Origin of the sequence: Porphyromonas canoris (assembly GCF_000769115.1) — a bacterium.
GTDB lineage: Bacteria > Bacteroidota > Bacteroidia > Bacteroidales > Porphyromonadaceae > Porphyromonas_A > Porphyromonas_A canoris.
Genome location: NZ_JQZV01000003.1, coordinates 171,251 through 189,238 on the forward strand (window position 1 = coordinate 171,251; position 17,988 = coordinate 189,238).

Annotated in this window: 14 protein-coding genes; 7 read left to right on the plus strand and 7 right to left on the minus strand. The window is 44.5% G+C overall.

Annotated elements, in window-relative coordinates; genetic code table 11:
- Nucleotides 1-184: 184 nt before the first annotated feature.
- The 3 genes from gdhA (at nucleotide 185) to HQ43_RS01455 (ending at nucleotide 3,762) form a co-directional block, all read left to right on the plus strand.
- Nucleotides 185-1,519, plus strand: a complete 1,335-nt coding sequence (gdhA, locus tag HQ43_RS01445) for an NADP-specific glutamate dehydrogenase (protein ID WP_036788781.1) — start codon at nucleotides 185-187, stop codon at nucleotides 1,517-1,519.
- A gap of 523 nt (nucleotides 1,520-2,042) precedes the next feature.
- The gene (locus tag HQ43_RS09385) at nucleotides 2,043-3,554 is read left to right on the plus strand and encodes an Ig-like domain-containing protein (protein WP_161785865.1); all 1,512 of its coding nucleotides are present in this window, start codon (nucleotides 2,043-2,045) and stop codon (nucleotides 3,552-3,554) included.
- A gap of 22 nt (nucleotides 3,555-3,576) precedes the next feature.
- Entirely contained in the window at nucleotides 3,577-3,762 is a 186-nt protein-coding gene (locus tag HQ43_RS01455) for a hypothetical protein (RefSeq protein WP_036788783.1), read from the plus strand.
- An 895-nt stretch (nucleotides 3,763-4,657) separates the two neighbouring features.
- Here HQ43_RS01455 and HQ43_RS01465 read toward each other — a convergent pair.
- From HQ43_RS01465 to ribD, 7 genes are all read right to left on the minus strand, one after another.
- Nucleotides 4,658-5,983, minus strand: coding sequence for a UDP-glucose dehydrogenase family protein (locus HQ43_RS01465; protein ID WP_036789060.1), 1,326 nt, complete (start codon nucleotides 5,981-5,983; stop codon nucleotides 4,658-4,660).
- A 35-nt stretch (nucleotides 5,984-6,018) separates the two neighbouring features.
- The gene (locus HQ43_RS01470) at nucleotides 6,019-7,500 is read right to left on the minus strand and encodes a TrkH family potassium uptake protein (RefSeq protein WP_036788789.1); all 1,482 of its coding nucleotides are present in this window, start codon (nucleotides 7,498-7,500) and stop codon (nucleotides 6,019-6,021) included.
- A gap of 10 nt (nucleotides 7,501-7,510) precedes the next feature.
- Entirely contained in the window at nucleotides 7,511-8,851 is a 1,341-nt protein-coding gene (gene trkA / locus HQ43_RS01475) for a Trk system potassium transporter TrkA (protein ID WP_036788791.1), read from the minus strand.
- A gap of 16 nt (nucleotides 8,852-8,867) precedes the next feature.
- Nucleotides 8,868-10,790, minus strand: a complete 1,923-nt coding sequence (dxs, locus tag HQ43_RS01480) for a 1-deoxy-D-xylulose-5-phosphate synthase (protein ID WP_036788793.1) — start codon at nucleotides 10,788-10,790, stop codon at nucleotides 8,868-8,870.
- A gap of 134 nt (nucleotides 10,791-10,924) precedes the next feature.
- Entirely contained in the window at nucleotides 10,925-12,496 is a 1,572-nt protein-coding gene (locus HQ43_RS01485) for a sialidase family protein (RefSeq protein WP_036788795.1), read from the minus strand.
- A gap of 22 nt (nucleotides 12,497-12,518) precedes the next feature.
- A complete protein-coding gene (locus tag HQ43_RS01490; protein ID WP_036788797.1) occupies nucleotides 12,519-13,481 on the minus strand; it encodes an NAD-dependent epimerase/dehydratase family protein in 963 nt (320 codons plus the stop codon).
- A gap of 152 nt (nucleotides 13,482-13,633) precedes the next feature.
- A complete protein-coding gene (gene ribD / locus HQ43_RS01495; protein ID WP_036788799.1) occupies nucleotides 13,634-14,695 on the minus strand; it encodes a bifunctional diaminohydroxyphosphoribosylaminopyrimidine deaminase/5-amino-6-(5-phosphoribosylamino)uracil reductase RibD in 1,062 nt (353 codons plus the stop codon).
- Nucleotides 14,696-14,730: 35 nt separating this feature from the next.
- On the opposite strand from ribD, the gene HQ43_RS01500 reads away from it, so the two are divergent.
- The 4 genes from HQ43_RS01500 to HQ43_RS01515 all read left to right on the plus strand — a co-directional run bounded on the left by HQ43_RS01500 (nucleotide 14,731) and on the right by HQ43_RS01515 (nucleotide 17,984).
- A complete protein-coding gene (locus HQ43_RS01500; protein WP_052102998.1) occupies nucleotides 14,731-15,627 on the plus strand; it encodes a N5-glutamine methyltransferase family protein in 897 nt (298 codons plus the stop codon).
- The gene (locus HQ43_RS01505; protein ID WP_052102999.1) at nucleotides 15,624-16,151 is read left to right on the plus strand and encodes a regulatory protein RecX; all 528 of its coding nucleotides are present in this window, start codon (nucleotides 15,624-15,626) and stop codon (nucleotides 16,149-16,151) included. The genes HQ43_RS01500 and HQ43_RS01505 overlap by 4 nt, the downstream gene beginning before the upstream one ends.
- Nucleotides 16,126-16,842 (plus strand): ComF family protein, encoded by a 717-nt coding sequence (locus HQ43_RS01510; RefSeq protein WP_081964508.1) that lies wholly within the window; start codon nucleotides 16,126-16,128, stop codon nucleotides 16,840-16,842. Before HQ43_RS01505 ends, HQ43_RS01510 begins: the two co-directional genes overlap by 26 nt.
- 365 nt (nucleotides 16,843-17,207) lie before the next feature.
- The gene (locus tag HQ43_RS01515; RefSeq protein ID WP_036788803.1) at nucleotides 17,208-17,984 is read left to right on the plus strand and encodes a polyprenol monophosphomannose synthase; all 777 of its coding nucleotides are present in this window, start codon (nucleotides 17,208-17,210) and stop codon (nucleotides 17,982-17,984) included.
- The last annotated feature ends 4 nt before the right edge of the window (nucleotides 17,985-17,988 follow it).

The window sequence follows — 17,988 nt, forward strand, 5'->3', positions numbered from 1 at the left end:
TAAGATAAAAAGAGATTGACACAGTTTTTTCTTCCTGTGTCAATCTCTTTTTCATATAAAAGCTATTTTTTTCTCCGATTTCGTTTGTTTTGAAAGTATTAAGTACTAAATTTGCGGAGTAAGATAATTAAGGTTATTACCTAATTAAGTGTTTATATTTTCACTTTATTAAAATTACATTGTAATGAAAATCCACGAAGTCCTCGAAAGACTCGAGAAAAGACATCCCGGAGAAAAAGAATTTCTTCAGGCAGTAAAGGAAGTGCTACAATCTATTGAAGAGGTGTACAACCAACACCCTGAGTTTGAAAAGCACAACATTATCGACCGCATTGTAGAACCCGACAGAGTTTACACTTTCAGAGTGCCCTGGGTAGATGATGAAGGTAAGGTACATGTGAACATCGGTTATCGTGTACAGTTCAACAACGCAATCGGCCCTTATAAGGGAGGTATCCGTTTCCATCCATCTGTGAACTTGTCCATCCTTAAGTTCCTTGGTTTCGAGCAAACATTTAAGAATGCTCTTACTACCCTTCCTATGGGTGGAGGTAAAGGTGGCGCCGACTTCTCTCCAAAAGGTCGTTCTGATGCGGAAATTATGCGTTTCTGCCAGTCTTTCATGACAGAACTTTGGAGAAACATCGGTCCTGATGAAGATGTTCCTGCAGGTGATATCGGCGTTGGTGGTCGTGAAGTAGGCTATATGTACGGAATGTACAAGAAGCTTTCTCACCAACATCATGGTACATTTACCGGTAAGGGTCTTACATTCGGTGGATCTAACCTCAGACCGGAGTCCACAGGTTTCGGTGCAATCTATTTCCTTAACCAGGTTTTGGAAACACATGGCCACAAGTTGGCAGGTAAGACTGTAGCTCTTTCAGGTTTCGGTAACGTAGCTTGGGGTGCTGCCAAGAAGTTGGACGAGCTCGGTGCTAAGGTTGTTACAATCTCCGGTCCTGACGGATACGTTTACGATCCAAACGGAATCTCCGGTGAAAAGATCGAATACATGTTGGATCTTCGCAATAGTGGTAACGACATCGTAGAACCATACGCTAAGAAGTTTGGTGTAGAGTTCTTCAAGGGTCAAAAGCCTTGGGGACAAAAGGTGGATATTGCTCTTCCTTGTGCTACACAAAACGAGCTTAACCTTGAAGATGCTCAACAGTTGATCGCAAACAACACTCTTTGTGTATGTGAAGTATCTAACATGGGTTGTACAGCAGAAGCGGCAGAACTATTTGTAGAAAAGAAGATTCTCTTTGGTCCTGGTAAGGCTGTTAATGCAGGTGGTGTTTCTACTTCCGGTCTTGAAATGACTCAAAACGCAATGCACTTGTCTTGGTCTAACGAAGAGGTCGATGTAAGACTTAAGGCAATCATGAACGACATTCATGAGCAATGTGTGAAGTATGGTACCGAAAAAGACGGTTATATCAACTATGTTAAGGGTGCCAACATCGCAGGTTTCATGAAGGTTGCAGAAGCAATGATTCAACAAGGTGTGATCTAATCCGGAACACATTCATTTTGAGAAATAATACAACGATTGTTTATTGAGGAACAGACTTTCCCGTAAAGATCGTTTCTGACAAATAGAGAGTTTCCGAGCGAAAGTTCGGAGACTCTCTTCTTTTTATCTTATACCATTGATATTGCCCTGCCGAATTGTTGGTTTGAACCTGTATGAAAGATGTGATAAACACTTTCTTAGATTGAGCTTATTAGGTTTAGAGGTATAAACCAAGCCGTGATTGGTGCAGATCGAAGCGTGATTTAAGACAAGCAAGCCATGACTTGCAGCATTCTGCGCTTGATATGAGAAACTAAAAGTATTTATTGAGAGTTTTATGAACTATCATCTCTTTTTGTTTTAGCATTTATCCCAAAAATGGAGCTCTTTCTTTGAATATTTGTATTTTTGCGATATATAGGGAATAAATGAGAACCATACCCCGGATATAGGTTGGATTATTCTTGGGTATTATGCGTTTTTAGAGTTGACTATCAAATCAAGAACAATAAAAATTATGATTATGAAAAGAGTACTATTTCTTTTATTAGTTGTATCCCTGTCTGTTATGGGATGTAAGAAAGAACAGAAAGAGCCTGCAAAAGCACCTACGGTTTCTACCGGAGCGGTTTCGGCTGTTACCACAACAAGTTTCGACTGCGAGGGAAATGTTACCGCAGATGGAGGAGCGGCAGTTACGGATCGCGGTGTCTGTTATGCCATGAGTTCTGCTCCTACTGTTTCCAATGATAAAGTCTCCGGAGGTCAGGGTACCGGGAGCTTCAAGGTGAGCGTCAGCAACCTTACTCCGGGTAAAATCTACTATGCTCGTGCGTATGCAACGAACTCCGTTGGTACTACTTATGGTCAGGAGGTAAAAGTAACACTGATTAAGGTGGTGGAAGGCATTACCGTTTCTCCTACCGAAAAGAGTGTGGAGGCAGGGGAGAAATTCAAACTCCAAGTTACGTTTACCCCTGCAGATGTACCGAATAAGGCTGTAACGTTTAGTTCAAACAAGTCGGACGTTGCTTCCGTTGATGACAAAGGGGAAGTAACCACTCACAAAGAGGGCATTGCGATCATCACAGCCACATCTGTGGATGGCGGCAAGACAGCCACTTGTAAGGTAACCGTTCGCCGCAAGCCTGTTCTTGTAACAGGCATTACCGTTTCTCCGACAGCGAAGAGTGTAAAAGAGGGGGAAACGTTTGTCATCACAGCCACCGTGCTTCCTGCCGATGCGGACAATAAGGCGGTTACTTGGAGCAGCTCGGCTTCCGACATCGCTTCCGTAAATGATCAAGGACGTGTAACGACACATAAACCGGGTAACGCGACTATCACAGCCACTACGGTGGAAGGAGGCAAGACAGCCACTTGTCAGGTTACCGTTAATAAGAAAGAGGTAAAAGTAACCGGCATTACGGTCAATCCGACCAAGAAGACCATCATCGAGGGCGAGAGCTTCATTATTTTTGCCACCGTGCTTCCTGCTGATGCTGATAATAAAACAGTAATCTGGAGCAGCTCGGCTTCCGACATCGCTTCCGTAAACGATCAAGGTCGCGTAACCACACATAAACCGGGTAAAGTAGTCATCACCGCCACTACGGAAGATGGTGGCAAAACTGCTACTTGCGAGGTTACGGTCAAGAGCAAGATCACCGATGAGTACAAAGAACTTAGAGATAAGGCGAAACAGATTGAGCAAAATATCGAATCGGCAAGGACGGAATTTGACAGTATCAAGAAGTCCGATAAAACCGTAAATGAAAAACTCAAGCTGCTCACACCGCTTTTGGAGAAGATAGGAAACTTGCAAAATGAGATCAGCACCCTCTCTCAAGCAATTGAAGCAAAGAAAGATACTCTTCACGAACATGAATATAAGGAGTTGAAGAAACTTGCAGAGAAGCTTTTGTGGGACTGTACGGAGCTTCAGGCAGAAGTGGAAATTTATAAAGCAAAACTGGAGAAAGCAGCCAGAGAGGGAAAAGGAAATATTTCAGATCTTGAAATAGTGGATCTGTGATAAAATAAAAGAACCGAGGAATATGAGAAGCGTATATCCAAAGGCTCTCTTCCCGGCCTTCATGCCACAGGATGGCATCGCAACGCGCATCGCTTTGGAGCAAGACGGAGATAAGAACATCCTCTATGGCAATCCGGGCACAGACACGTGCCACAAGAAGATAGCCGAGAACAAGGGGTGGAAGGTACACCTCGAATCCGGTGATTGATAATAGCTCATCCCGAAGGGACGGAGTATAAAACATCTCAGACAAAAGCAGGCAGTGCCGGTACGATAAGTGCCGGCACTGCTTTTTTTGTGTTGCCAAAACGGGAACCTGAGAGTGGCACGAAAAAAAATTCTGTGCGCACGAAAAAAAAAATTCTGTGCGCACGAAAAAAAATTTACGTGCGCACGAAAAAAAATTTACGTGCGCACGAAAAAAAATTTCTGTGCGCATGAAAAAAAATTTCCGTGCGCACGAAAAAAAATTTCCGTGCGCATGAAAAAAAATTTCCGTGCGCACGAAAAAAAATTTTCGTAGGTAAGAAAAAATATTTTCGTAGGTAAGAAAAAATATTTTCGTAGGTAAGAAAAAAAATTTTCGTAGGTAAGAAAAAAAATTTTCGTAGGTAAGAAAAAAATTTTTCGTAGGTAAGGAAAAATATTTTCGTAGGTAAGAAAAAAATTTTTCGTAGGTAAGAAAAAAAATTTCCGTAGGTAAGAAAAAAATTTTTCGTAGGTAAGAAAAAAAATTTCCGTAGGTACAAAAATTCAGACCTTTACGGAAGAAGGTTTATTTCCCTCTATATGAGCAAGATACGGAGATGGAAATTGTGGCGGGTTTTGAGACCCTTGCAGGGTACTTTTTTTGCTGTTTTGCTTTCGAGATTCGGACCCGGTTTCGTGCCCGGAAACGCACCCAAAACCTCACTTCCGAGAGCTCGTCTCTGAAGCTGTCTGCAAAAAATCTCTTTCTTATCAGTACATGATGGCTTTCCGGTGACGGGGTGTCTCTCTTGGGGAGGGGAGTGGTACCGGCTTTCGAGGGGAGGAAGCATGGGCGGATGGCGATGGCGTTCACTGCCTCTCGGCATGGCGCATCGCCACAGGACGCACCGCTGCTAAGATTTGCCTATGCCGTAGTAGATGAGTCCTGCTTGTTCGAGCTCCGTTTTGTTGTAGATGTTTCTGCCATCTATTAGAACGGGATTCGGTTTCATGGACGAAATGATGCGCTGCCACAGAGGCATTCTGAACTGTTTCCACTCGGTCAGGAGTAGTATCGCATCCGCTTTTTCGGAGGCGGAGTAGAGACTGTCGGCATACTCTACGCGGCTGCCGAAGTGCTTTCGGGCTTCGGGAATGGCGACCGGATCGTACACACGGATACGCACGCCGAGAGCGAGAAGTCGGGCAATGACGACGACGGAAGTGGCTTCCCGCATATCGTCCGTTTCGGGCTTGAAAGATAGCCCCCAGACCGCAACGGTCTTGTCCCGAAGGGTGTCGCCATAGTGGCGGAGCAGCTTCTCCACGATTACTTCTTTCTGCCTGTTGTTCACATCGTCCACGGCTTTAAGTATGGTAAGATCCATTCCGTGCTCCAGCGCGGTCTGCCTGATGGCTCGGACGTCTTTTGGAAAACAGCTGCCGCCGTATCCGCAGCCGGGGTATAGAAATGCCGTGCCGATGCGCTTGTCTGCACCCATGCCTCGGCGGACGGCTTCGATGTCCGCACCCAAGAGTTCGCACAAGTTTGCCATCTCGTTCATGAAGCTGATTCGGGTCGCCAGCATCGCGTTGGAGGCGTACTTGGTAAGCTCCGCGGAGGCGATGTCCATGAAAATGACGCGGAAGTTGTTCAGCAGAAAGGGTCTGTACAGCTGTGTCATGATCTCTTTGGCTCGCTCCGAATCCACTCCGACGATCACTCTGTCCGGGCTTGTGAAGTCTTTTATCGCGCTGCCCTCTTTGAGAAATTCCGGGTTCGAGGCGACGTCGAAAGGAATATCCGCCCGGCGCAGATCCAGCTCCGCCTGTATGATCTCTTTCACCCTCTTTGCCGTACCGACCGGCACCGTGCTCTTCCCCACGATGAGAGCATATCTGCATAGATGCTGCCCGATCTCCTTCGCCACCGCATACACGGCAGAGAGATCCGCATTGCCGTCGGAACCCGAAGGTGTGCCCACAGCCGTGAATATGACATCGACCTCTTCGATGCAGGATGCCAACGAGGTGTGGAAGAAGAGCCTCTTGTCTTCGATGTTGCGCTGAACCATTACATCCAGCCCCGGCTCGTAGATGGGGATGATACCCTGCTTGAGGTTGGAGATCTTCTCTTCGTCAATATCCACGCAGTGTACGTGGACTCCCATTTCGGCAAAGCAGGCGGCTGTCACCAGCCCGACGTATCCGGTTCCTACGATAGCAATATTGAATCCCATATATGTGTGTTGTCTGATGAGATGAGAATAAAACTTCAGTCCTTCCAAAAACCACCGTGAAAGACTGCCAAAACAGTGAAAATCTCCAAGCGACCGATCATCATCATCAAAGACATCACGATCTTGGAAACAGAGCCTAAAGCAGCGTAGCTCTCCGTAGGCCCGAAAGACTCTAACGCCGGACCGCTGTTGGAGATACACGCAACAGCCACGGAGACAGCACTGTCGAGCTTTATCCCTTCAACGGTGAGAAATAAAATACAGAGCAAGATGAGCATCGAATAGGCGAAGAAAAAAGTGCCTACCTGACCCACAAATCTTGTCGGAATCACGATATTGTCGGCTCTTACCGGCAATACCGCATTGGGATGAGTCCGCTTGCGTATCTCGTTGAGTAGGTTCTTGACAAGAATGAGAAAGCGACCGACCTTGAGCCCCCCACTCGTGGAGCCGGTACAGCCCGCAACAAACATGATACAGAGCGCGAGCAGAGCAAAGAACGAGAGCCAGCCGTCATAATCTACCGTGTAGTAGCCCGTAGTGGAAATGAGGCTGATGACTTGAAAGAATCCGTGCCTGAGAGCTTCCAGAGGAGCGTCAATGATTCCTTTCATATAGATCCAGACCGAAGAGGCAAACCCTACAATAACCACAATGGAGAGAAACCATCTGAACTCCGTGTCCTGTATGAGCTTCTTGGGCTTCCCTGTAAAGGCAAAATAGATGAGAGAGAAGTTTGTCGCGGCAAGAAACATGAATAACATCGCCACGACATCCGTATAGGCGGAGTTGTAGTACGACAGAGAGTCCGTCCGAGTGGAAAATCCTCCGGAGCACACACAAGTGAGAGCATGGCAGACAGCGTCAAACAGGTCCATCGGTCCAATCCAAAAGAGAAGAACGCACGCAAAGGTCAGGATGAGGTAAATGTTGGTAACTTTCTTTGCCATGATGCCGGCTCTCGGCATGAACTTCTCGTGGAGAACTCCGCTTGCCTCGCAGTTGTAGACCAAAGAGCCTGATCCTCCGAAGACAGGTAAAAGAGCCAAAGCAAAGACAACAATACCTATACCTCCCTGCCATTGAGTGATGCTGCGCCAAAGTAACAGCCCTTTTGGTAGAGCTTCTATATTGTCCAATATGGTCGCTCCTGTCGTGGTGAATCCGGACATCGTCTCAAAGAAAGCATCCGCCGGATTGGGAATGTACCCACTGATAATATATGGAAGCATACCCAAAAGAGACAGGGTAACCCATGCAAGGGAAACGGTCAGCATCGCTTCTTTTCTCCCGGACTTGTAGTGTTTTGCCTCCCTGCCTGCAACAAGAAGAGTCCCTCCCACTGCAGCCATCGCAACAATGGCTGAGAGAAAACTCCATACGATAGACTTGTCGTAAAAGAGTCCTACCGATAGAGAGAGGATTAGAAAGGGAATTTCTAATAAACAGAGAAATCCCAACATTCGGGCAACGAAGCGGTAGTTCACTTTCCGTCTGATGTTATCGAACAGATGCATAGATTCTTTGTTAGGAGAAGAAGTGTCTCAACTTTATTAAGGAGTGTCCAAGACAGAATGCAAGGACTACATCATTGGGTTGTATTACGGTAGATCCTTCCACAAGCTGCATTTTCCCATCTCTAATGAGAGCTCCAAGACTTATTTCGTTGGGGAGCTTCAAATCTTTGATCTGTTTGGAGGTTATCTTGGACCCCGGTTTTGCTACCAGTTCCACAACATCGGCATTGGCAATAGCCAGACACTTTACGTTATTTACATCCACATTGAGGAGATGTCTGTATATACTTCCTACAGCAATTAGCTTCTTATTTATAAGGATCCCTATCTCCATCTGTTCTGCAATAGAGAGGTAGTCGATGTTCTCTATCCGGGCAATAGAACGATACACTCCCATCCGTTTAGCAGCCAATGTTGCCAGAAGATTGGTTTCGGAATTACCGGTAAGTGCTGCAAAACATTGGGCATCCTCTATACCCTCCGCTTGCAAAAGTTGAGGATCTCTTCCGTCTCCATGGATAATCATGGTATTGGATGGAACGCGTTTTGCCATCTGCTTACACTTTTCATAGTCCGTGTCTATGATTTTTGCTTTGATGTTGGATGGTAGCAGCTCCACAGCTTTGATGGCTATTCTACTGCCTCCCATCATTATGATCTTTCTTACTTCTGATCTTTCTTTTCCACAGAAGATCCTTACTTTATCGAGATTATCCTTTTCGCAGGTTACGAATATAATATCTCCATCTTCTATTTTGGAGTTACCCCTGGGAATAATAGTCTCCTGCTTTCTTTTTATGGCGACAACGTGGAAGTACTTTTCTGTACTCGCGAGTTCCGAAAGATACATACCCGATAGTGGAGCTCCGGGCATCATTTTTACTGCAAGCAACTGAACTCTTCCCTCCGAAAGACTCCAATATTGTCTTGTCCAAGGTAAACGTACTCCATCTACTATCTCTTGGGCTGCAAGCAATTCCGGATAGACCATGTAATCGACACCGAGGTTTTTGAAGAAAGCGGCATTGGGATCTTCGAGATACTCCTGGTTATTGATCCGAGCCATGGTCTTCTTTGCCCCAAGGTTATGGGCAAGTATGGCTGCTGTGATATTTGTACTCTCTTCGGGGGTGACACTTATGAAGAGATCACTTCCTGCAATGCCGGCATTTCTGAGATCTGCCAAGGACGTCGGACTCCCTTGTATCGGTAGTACTTCCAAACTATTGTCGTATGCAAACTCCAAACGAGAAGCATCAGAGTCCATGATTGTGATGTCATGATCTTCTCTCGATAGTAGAGTTGCAAGGTGTGATCCTACTTCTCCGGCTCCGGTAATAAATATCTTCATACGTAATGAAATAACTTTATAGAAGAGAGGCGTAGACCGCTTTTATCTTTTTTAGAATACTTTGTGTGTCTATTTGGCTATAAGCATATTGTTCAGGAACGCTGCCATGAGGGATAAACTCATCATCAATACCTAACATATATACTTTAGGGATGCTTTGATTTTGTTCCGAATATTCTGAAAACCATTCCAATATCGCACTTCCTATCCCTCCTTTTCGAGATCCATCTTCAATTGTAATCACAGCTTTGTATCCTTCAGAAAGTATCTCTCGAAGAATTGTATCATCCAGAGGTTTTACAAATTTCATGTCGTACAATGCCGGAGTTGGTTCTCCGTTTTTTTGCATTTCGTCAATTGCTTCTATTGCATTGCATACGATAGGTCCATAGGTCAATACTGCAATGCCCTTACCTTCTTTCAACTTCTCTCCTTTTCCTATCTCCATTTCTTCCAATGGTGTTTTCCACTCAATCGTATGTCCGCTTCCCCTTGGGTATCGGATTACAATGGGGCAGAACTCCGGATGCTTGTATGCTGTGTACATCATATTCCGGAGTTGCATTTCATTTCTGGGAGAACAGAGAACAAGTCCCGGAATGGTACGAAGCGAAGCAATATCGTAAAGTCCATGATGAGTACAACCATCTTCACCTACCAATCCTGCACGATCGAAGCAGAATATTACAGGGGCTTTTTGCATGGCTACATCATGAATAATATTATCATAAGCGCGTTGAGAAAAAGTAGAGTAGATATTGCAGAACGGAATAAGTCCGGATAGAGAAAGACCCGCAGAAAAAGTTACGGCATGTCCTTCTGCTATACCTACATCGAAGGTCCTTTCCGGAAATCTTTTTTGCAACAAAGTCATAGAGCATCCAGTTGCCATTGCAGGAGTTACTCCTACAACTCGCTCGTCCATTTCAGCTAATTCTACAAGAGTTTCTCCAAAAACATCTTGATACCTAGGTGGTTGAGGATGATCACTTGATGAGGATAGGCGCTCTCCGTTTTTACTATTAAACTTACCCGGGGCATGCCATACAACCTGACTTTCTTCCGCAGGCTTGTAACCTTTTCCTTTCGTTGTGATAAGATGTAAAAGCTTTGGACCGGAAAACTCCTTTATGTCTCTAAGAACCTTTACCAGATAAATCACATCATGTCCATCTACCGGACCGAAGTATCTCACATCAAACCCATTAAAAAGATTTCTATGCTCAGAAAACAGAGATTTTATACTGTTGTGAAATCTTACGACCTTTTTCTTTTTCTGTTTGTCCATCAAGTTCATACTTGATAGCCCTTTGTACGCCGTATATCTTAGCTTATTGTAGGTCTTGTTAGTGATGAGATCTACCAAAGCTTTGTTTAGTCCTCCCGTACTGGGATCTATGGACATATTATTATCATTCAGAATAATAAGAAGATCATTGGGAGAGTTTGATGCATTATTGATTCCTTCAAAGGCAAGCCCTCCGGTCATAGAACCATCACCAATGATTGCTACCACTTTCTCTTTTCTACCACAAAGCCTGTTCGCAACGGAAAACCCCAACGCTGCGGATATAGAATTAGATGCATGTCCTGCAATAAAAGCGTCATAAGAACTCTCTGCTCTAGATGGAAAGCCACTTAATCCGTTCCATTTACGCAATGTTTCGAAGCGGTCTTTCCTTCCGGTCAAAACTTTATGAGGATACGCCTGATGCCCAACATCCCAAATAAGTTTGTCTTCAGGTGTGTCATAAACATAATGTAGAGCTACTGTTAGCTCTACCACTCCAAGTCCTGCTCCAAGGTGTCCGGGATTTCTGCTTAGTGTGTCTATAAGGAAGAGACGAATCTCTTCACAAAGTAAAGGGAGTTCTTCTTCCTTCAGATGCTTAATATCTCCGGGAGTATTTATATTGTCCAAAAGAGGGTAGTTCATCATACGTCATCAAAGACCTTATTTAGTCCATGCTAAACAAAGTTAGCAAAACCCATGAAACTATTAGCATCATCTACAGCACAAAGAAGATGTAGATGATGCTAAATTATATTGTATCGAACAAAAACGATAGAGAACTACTGCTTCATAGCATCCTCAAAAAGCCATTCTGGAGATAGTCTGACAAAAACAAGACTGATCGGTTCGTCCTCTTCTGTAAAATATCCTATGTCTCCATTCGGTAAGATGGCAAGATCTGTGTATGCCGTTGAGCCTTTGAAAATAGTCTTATTCCACTTCCATGTCTTTGCTTCATCGTTAGAAATGAATATTGTACCATTTTTGCGAGCGCCTTTATCAAAAGGTATGGAGTGTAGAAGAAACTCTACATTTGGTCTCGACTCATGTTTATATCTCATGATAGCACCATTACAAGCAGGCTCTATTATTTCAGACCATTTAGCCGGAGTGCCCCATGTCTGACCTCCATCACGGGAGATATTATAGTATCTGTTACCTCTGAATTTATTTCTTATACTCATTAGAAGTCGTCCGTCTTTCAGCTCTATAATCTTACTTTCATCTCCTCCCATCATAGCCGGTCCGGATACTTTCCATGTCAGACCTTCGTCATCAGAGTAGTAAGCATAATTGTTTAGAGAGCCCATTTCACCTTCTCGTACAGCTGCTGCAAAGAGTATTCTCCCATTTTGAGTGACACATCCATTGCCCGATGCACAGAAAGAAGCCCACCAATGCTTGCGCATATCGTTGCTGTTTTCCTCTCCGAATAATTGTGAGGTAATATCTCTCGGAGCAGACCATGTAAGACCATCATCTGTGCTTTCAGAGATATAAGTTCTGTTCGGGTCATTGGCACGACTTTGCCATAGCCCGGTACCACCTACGTATATCATCAGTAGCTTTCCACTTTTGGTCTCGACGATTGCGGCATCTCCATATCCCTTGAAACGCCCTTGACCCTCAGCAACAAGGATCGGCTCGCTCCAAGTATTGCCGTTGTCTGTACTACGTTTGACAACGATGTCTATATCTTCCGGAAGATCCACGATGTTTGCTTTTCGCTTATCTGCGATAGCTATGATGGTACCTTTTTTTGTGGTGATGATTGCCGGGATGCGGTAATTCTTTGAATTATAATCCCCCGGAGCCCAAAGTGTAGTGTATGCTTTGAACACTCTTCTCTCACTTTCGTTTACACTCTTTATCACCATCTGCTTCCCGTTAAGCAGGGCAGATCGTATTTCGGATTTTACCAAAGAGCCTTCTGGAGCATTCGGATTTATTTTGGCTGTAAGATAGATGAGATTATTGGCTATGTGTTTATCCTTAAATCTAAACTTAAGAGATATTCCCCCCCCTCCGGTAAAAGGCTTGTTCATAGCCTTTATCGGAGTCGGAGTTTTGTAATCTACTATATCTCTTATCCTGTCTACAGAAGAGCTGTAAGCCACTATTTGGGATAGAGGAGTATCGGACAGGTCTAAGAAAGAGAGTGAGAGAGCTATATTTTGGGGCAATTTCTCTGCCGGTTTTATATATAGTTTACAGAGAGTTTGCATCTCTTTCCCCATGGCTGTGCCGTGATTGGAGTAGTGGACATATAGTGTATCCGGAGTTTGACCACTTAGGTTTGTTTTCAATCCAAACAGGCAAAAACCTGCCAATAAAATCAATCTTTTCTTCATGTAGATGGTGTTGAGGTATAAGTTAAATAGGCTTATTGAATCTCTTGGATAGTACTTCAAGCATATCCTTGGTCATAGCATCGAGATTGAATTTCGGATTCCATCCCCACTCTTCTCTTGCACAAGAGTCATCAAGAGAGTTTGGCCAAGAATCTGCGATACCTTGACGAAGAGTGTCTATATTGTAATCCATCGTGAAGTCAGGCATCTGCTTTTTGATTGCAGACGCCAATCCTTCAGGATCAAAGCTCATAGAGGCGATGTTAAAAGAGTTTCTATGTACCAGTTTGGATGGGTCTGCTTCCATGAGTTGAACCATACCTTCAAGAGCATCGGGCATATACATCATATCCATAAATGTGCCCGGTTTAAGGGGACAAGTATATTTACGCTCATTTATAGCACTGTAATAGATGTCCACGGCATAGTCTGTAGTACCTCCCCCCGGAGGAGCCACGTTGGATATGAGACCCGGAAAACGAGTAGAGCGAGTATCTACCCCAAAGCGGTGGAAGTAATAATCGCTTAAAAGCTCTCCGGATACTTTCGTAACGCCGTACATGGTACGAGGTCTTTGTATGGTATCTTGAGGGGTGTTGTCTTTAGGGGTTCCGGGGCCGAATGCTCCTATGGAGCTTGGTGTAAATACCGCACACCCTTTTTCTCTTGCAACTTCAAGAGTGTTGAATAGACCGCCTAAGCCGATATGCCAAGCCAGTTGTGGTTTAGATTCTGCTACTGCAGAGAGTAGAGCTGCAAGGTTATAGATTGTGTCGATCTTGTATTTTTCTACAACATCTGCAATCTGTTGTGCATTAGTGATGTCTACGATTTCCGCCGGTCCGCTTTCCAACAATTCTCCTTTCGGAGCAGCAGATGGGATGTATCCTGCGACGATATTTCCTTGAGGATAATGTTTTCGCAGATGCAAGGTTAGTTCAGAACCTATCTGCCCTGTAGACCCAATAATAAGAACATTCTTCATAAAAGCATGTAAATTTTGGATAAATAAGTTTGTGTCAATTCGTATGTTTTTACTTACTGCTGTACCCTCTCTTTACTTTAGACATAGAGCGGTCTCGTTGATATCCAAAATAGGGGGGAGCGGAACGCCGGACAAAGATACAAAGAATAATTTTACAAAGGGAGACGGATCATGTGTGTTACTTTGTGTCCATCTATCTCTTCAATTTTTTCCAAGATTCTCTGCTCTTTTTTCTCTTTGTCAAGATGAGAAACTTGTGGCGCAAAGACTCCTTTTTTCAACCTTACATCAGAGGTCTCTATTCTGATTTCATCCCAAAGATCTGCCTTGAGAAATGCCTCCAAGACTCTTTGTCCTCCTTCCACCAAGATGCTCCGAATGCCTTCTTGAGCGTAAAGAGCTTCTATCTGTTTCGGGAGAGAATCAGTATCTGCAGAGAACAGAGACCACATATCCCGTTTAGATGAAAAGTGTTCGGGGCGGTTGTCGAATAGATTTGCATCGCTACTCCAAACCAGCTTGCGAGGTTCTTTCCCATGCCAAAGTCTCAGATCCAGCCGTGGGGAGTCTTTCAGAAAGGTCTCTTTTCCTATGAGAATTGCTTCAAATTCAGCTCTCATTTTATGTACCAGCATAGAAGTAAAAGGAGTGGATATCTTACAAGGGGATAGCTGGACAGGAGTATCCGGAGTCCGATTATCTATAAATCTGTCACTGCTCTCTGCCCATTTGAGTGCTATATAAGGTCTTTTTTTGAGTTGTCTCACAAAGAAAGGAAGAGCCAAGCGGATACAAGCCTCTTTTTCGACATCTATATCCACACGGATGCCGTGCGATCTGAGCTGCTCGATGCCTCCTCCCTGAACTTTTGGGAAAGGGTCTTCTACTCCTATAACCACGTGGCGTATCCCTGAGTCTATAATAAGCCGGGAGCATGGCGGTGTTTTCCCATGATGGCAGCAAGGCTCCAGCGTCACGTATAACGTGGATTCCGGTATCAAGGCTCTGTTTTTCTCCGACACACTACGGAGGCAGATCACTTCCGCATGAGCTTCCCCTGAATATTGGTGATACCCTTCTCCTATAATGGTACCGTTGTGCACAAGCACAGCCCCCACTTTGGGGTTATCCTTTACACTGTTCCACTCTGCTCGTTCTGCAATCTCCACAGCCCGTAGCATATACATACTTTGTTTGTCAGAAGTCAAATTCATCTTCTCCTATCCTTTTTTCTTACATTTGCATCACGATGAATACTCTTTTCCCACAGCATTTTGTGCGATACATAACATCCCAACTTCTCCCCGTGTATCGGAGTGAAGAGGGGGCAAAGAGCGTTGCTCGGCAAATATTGGAGTATTTGGTAGGAAAGCCGTACCCCTCCATTGTTTTGGACAAAGATAGCACAATAGACCAAGAGAGCATAGAACAGAAAGCCCGTGATATTGTAGAGAGACTCCTTCAAGGGGAGCCTTTGCAGTATATTTTCGGCTCTGTCGAGTTCTTTGGGCTTGATATAAAGGTTGGTACCGGTGTACTTATCCCCAGACCGGAGACAGAAGAGCTTGTTTCGCTTTTGCACTCAAGAGGATGGCTTTTACCGAATAAGCGATATGCAGACCTCTGTTCCGGTTCGGGCTGTATAGCTGTGGCGCTGGCTGCTCTCACTTTCCCCTCTTTTGTGGATGCGGTGGATTTCTCTCCGGAGGCTCTCTCTTTTACAAGTGAAAATCTTAGGACAAACGGATATGCCGATATGCAGAGGTATCGGGTAGTCTCTCATGATCTTCTTTCCGGAGCACATGATACCGAGGGAAAGGTATATGGAATCGTAAGCAATCCGCCTTATATTCCACAGAGCAAAGAAAAGGAGATGGAGCACAATGTTCTCGGCTTTGAACCACACCTTGCACTTTTTGTGCCGGACAGCGATCCTCTCTGTTTTTACAGGGCTATTCTCGAATCTTATATGCCGAAGCTGGAAGAGGACGGATTTTTTGCATTTGAAACAGAGACGGATTTTACCAACGATGTAGCTGCTTTTGCCCACAGACTGTGTGGAGAAAGAGGAGAGGTTGAGGTATTAGAGGATATGTTCGGACGAGACAGGTTTTGTCTGATAAAACTAAAAAGCCTGCGCAGATGAGGAGAGAAAAAGAGGAGATCAGGCTTTCTTCCGAAGAGTATGATGCCCTTCTTCTCAGGGCGGCAAAGTACTCTTTATTGGGCGAAAAATGTACGTCTCAACTAAGAGACAAGATACAAGCATGGAGTCCGGGTATAGCAGAAGAGCAGCTTTCTTCGATTATAGAAAAACTCTGTACCGAGAAGTACATAGATGAAGAGAGATACGCTGTTGCCTTTGTTTCCGATAAACACAGGTTTAACAAGTGGGGACCTGTTCGGATTGCTGCGGAACTTAAAAGTAAGGGCATTGATAAAATCACCATAGATAACGCTTTGAGGGAAATCTTTCCGAATGAATGGCTCGAAACAGCAGTCGCTCTTCTGCAACAGCAGAGAGGGCGCATCTCATCGGCAAAATCCTCCTACGAACTTCGGAATAAGCTTTACAGATGGCTGTATGCCAAAGGATATCCATCCGCCACCGTGAGTAAAGCGTTGGAAAAACTGGATCTTTCGGATGATGAAGAGGAGCATTGGGAGTAGCATAACAGGGGTATTGGATACGATATTCCCTGTTTTCTGTGTTCACTGTGGCGACAGGTTGGATGTCGCGACCGAGAGTGCGGCTCTGTGTAACGAGTGTTTGGACAAAATACACGGTACGGTAAGGCACAAAGCTTTCTACGAGGTAGAGGAGCGGGTAGCCGGTATACTGCCCTTGGGAGAGATGTTTTATTCCATGCTGTATAGAGACGATACGGCAGAGAAAGAGATTATTTTGAGAGGCAAATACGGAGACGAGCCTTTCCTGTTCCGAAGTTTGGCAGAGGCATTTGGAAAAAGATTGAGAAGAGATGGCTATTTTCGAGATGTCTCTTGTGTCGTGCCCGTGCCTGCATCTAATTCCAAGAAAAAGAGGAGAGGGTACAATCAGACTCGTTTCATCGCAGAAGGGCTTGCCAAAGTATTAGGAATAGAACTTATAGACGAGGTCTTGCTGCGTCGGGATGACGGTGGCGGTACACAAACAGCTCGTTCCAAAGAGAAGCGATGGCAGGCTATGGAAAATTTGTTTTACTGTAAGTCGGAAGATGAGCGGCTGCGAGGAAGGCGTGTACTTCTTGTAGATGATGTCCTTACTACGGGAGCTACTCTCGTACATGCTGCCAAGGCTCTTTTTGAAGAGAGTGGAGTAGAGAGCATATCCTTTTACACTCTATCCGTGGATATTTGAGACCGATTTCCTTTATCTGTTTTCTACCTCCCATCTAACGCAAGGTCGCTGTTCAAACTTGTTTGTTTTTTCTCTTTTTGAACGGATATAAAAGTTTCATTTATTACATTCAGATCTTTCCTTGGACAGGTTAAAAACCCCGAATAAAGGCTTGGCTTTCAGATGTCAAGGCTTGTTTTGTACAAACCGGCCTTTGATTTGGAGAAATCAAAGCTTGGTTTGAAGATTTTCTAAGCTTTAGACGTTTTTCTTTATAGGTTTAGATTCTTTTGTTATAACGTTAAATGAGAAGATTCTTCGTGCCAAGAAGAGAGTGGGATTGAATGGAATATGCTATATTTGCATACAAAAGAAACATCACTCTAATGGATTTGCAAACTGCGGAGAGTAAGTTGGTCATCATTCCAACGTACAATGAAATAGAGAATATTGAGAACATCATTCGGGCTGTAATGGGTCTTGAAGGAGATTTTCATGTTCTTGTCGTGGATGACAACTCTCCTGACGGAACAGCCGGTGCCGTTAAACGGGTACAGGGAGAGCTTGACGGAAGACTCTTTCTTCTTGAACGTCCGGGAAAACAGGGGCTTGGAACCGCCTATTTGGCAGGGTTCGATTGGGCATTGAAATCGGGTTATCATTACATCTTTGAGATGGATGCCGATTTTAGTCATAACCCTCTTGATCTCCTTAAACTCTATCGTGCATGCGCTTATGAAGGTGCCGATGTGGCTGTCGGATCTCGTTACTGCAACGGAGTGAATGTTGTAAACTGGCCTCTTGGACGAGTATTGATGTCCTATTTTGCTTCTGTGTATGTGAGGATGATTACCGGATTGAAGGTGAACGATACCACTGCCGGATTTGTCGGTTACAGGCGAGAAGTGTTGGAGACAATGGAACTTGATAAGATTCATTTCAAAGGATACGCTTTTCAGATAGAAATGAAATATACCGCCAAGCTGTGTGGCTTCGATATCCGAGAAGTACCTATCATTTTTGTCAATAGGGTCTTGGGTACCTCAAAGATGAATACTTCCATCTTTGGAGAAGCGTTCTTCGGTGTACTTAAACTTCGCTACTGGGCTATGACACGGAAGTATCCGCAGAAGAAAAAGAGGCTTGCATCTTCTAACAGATAGCTCT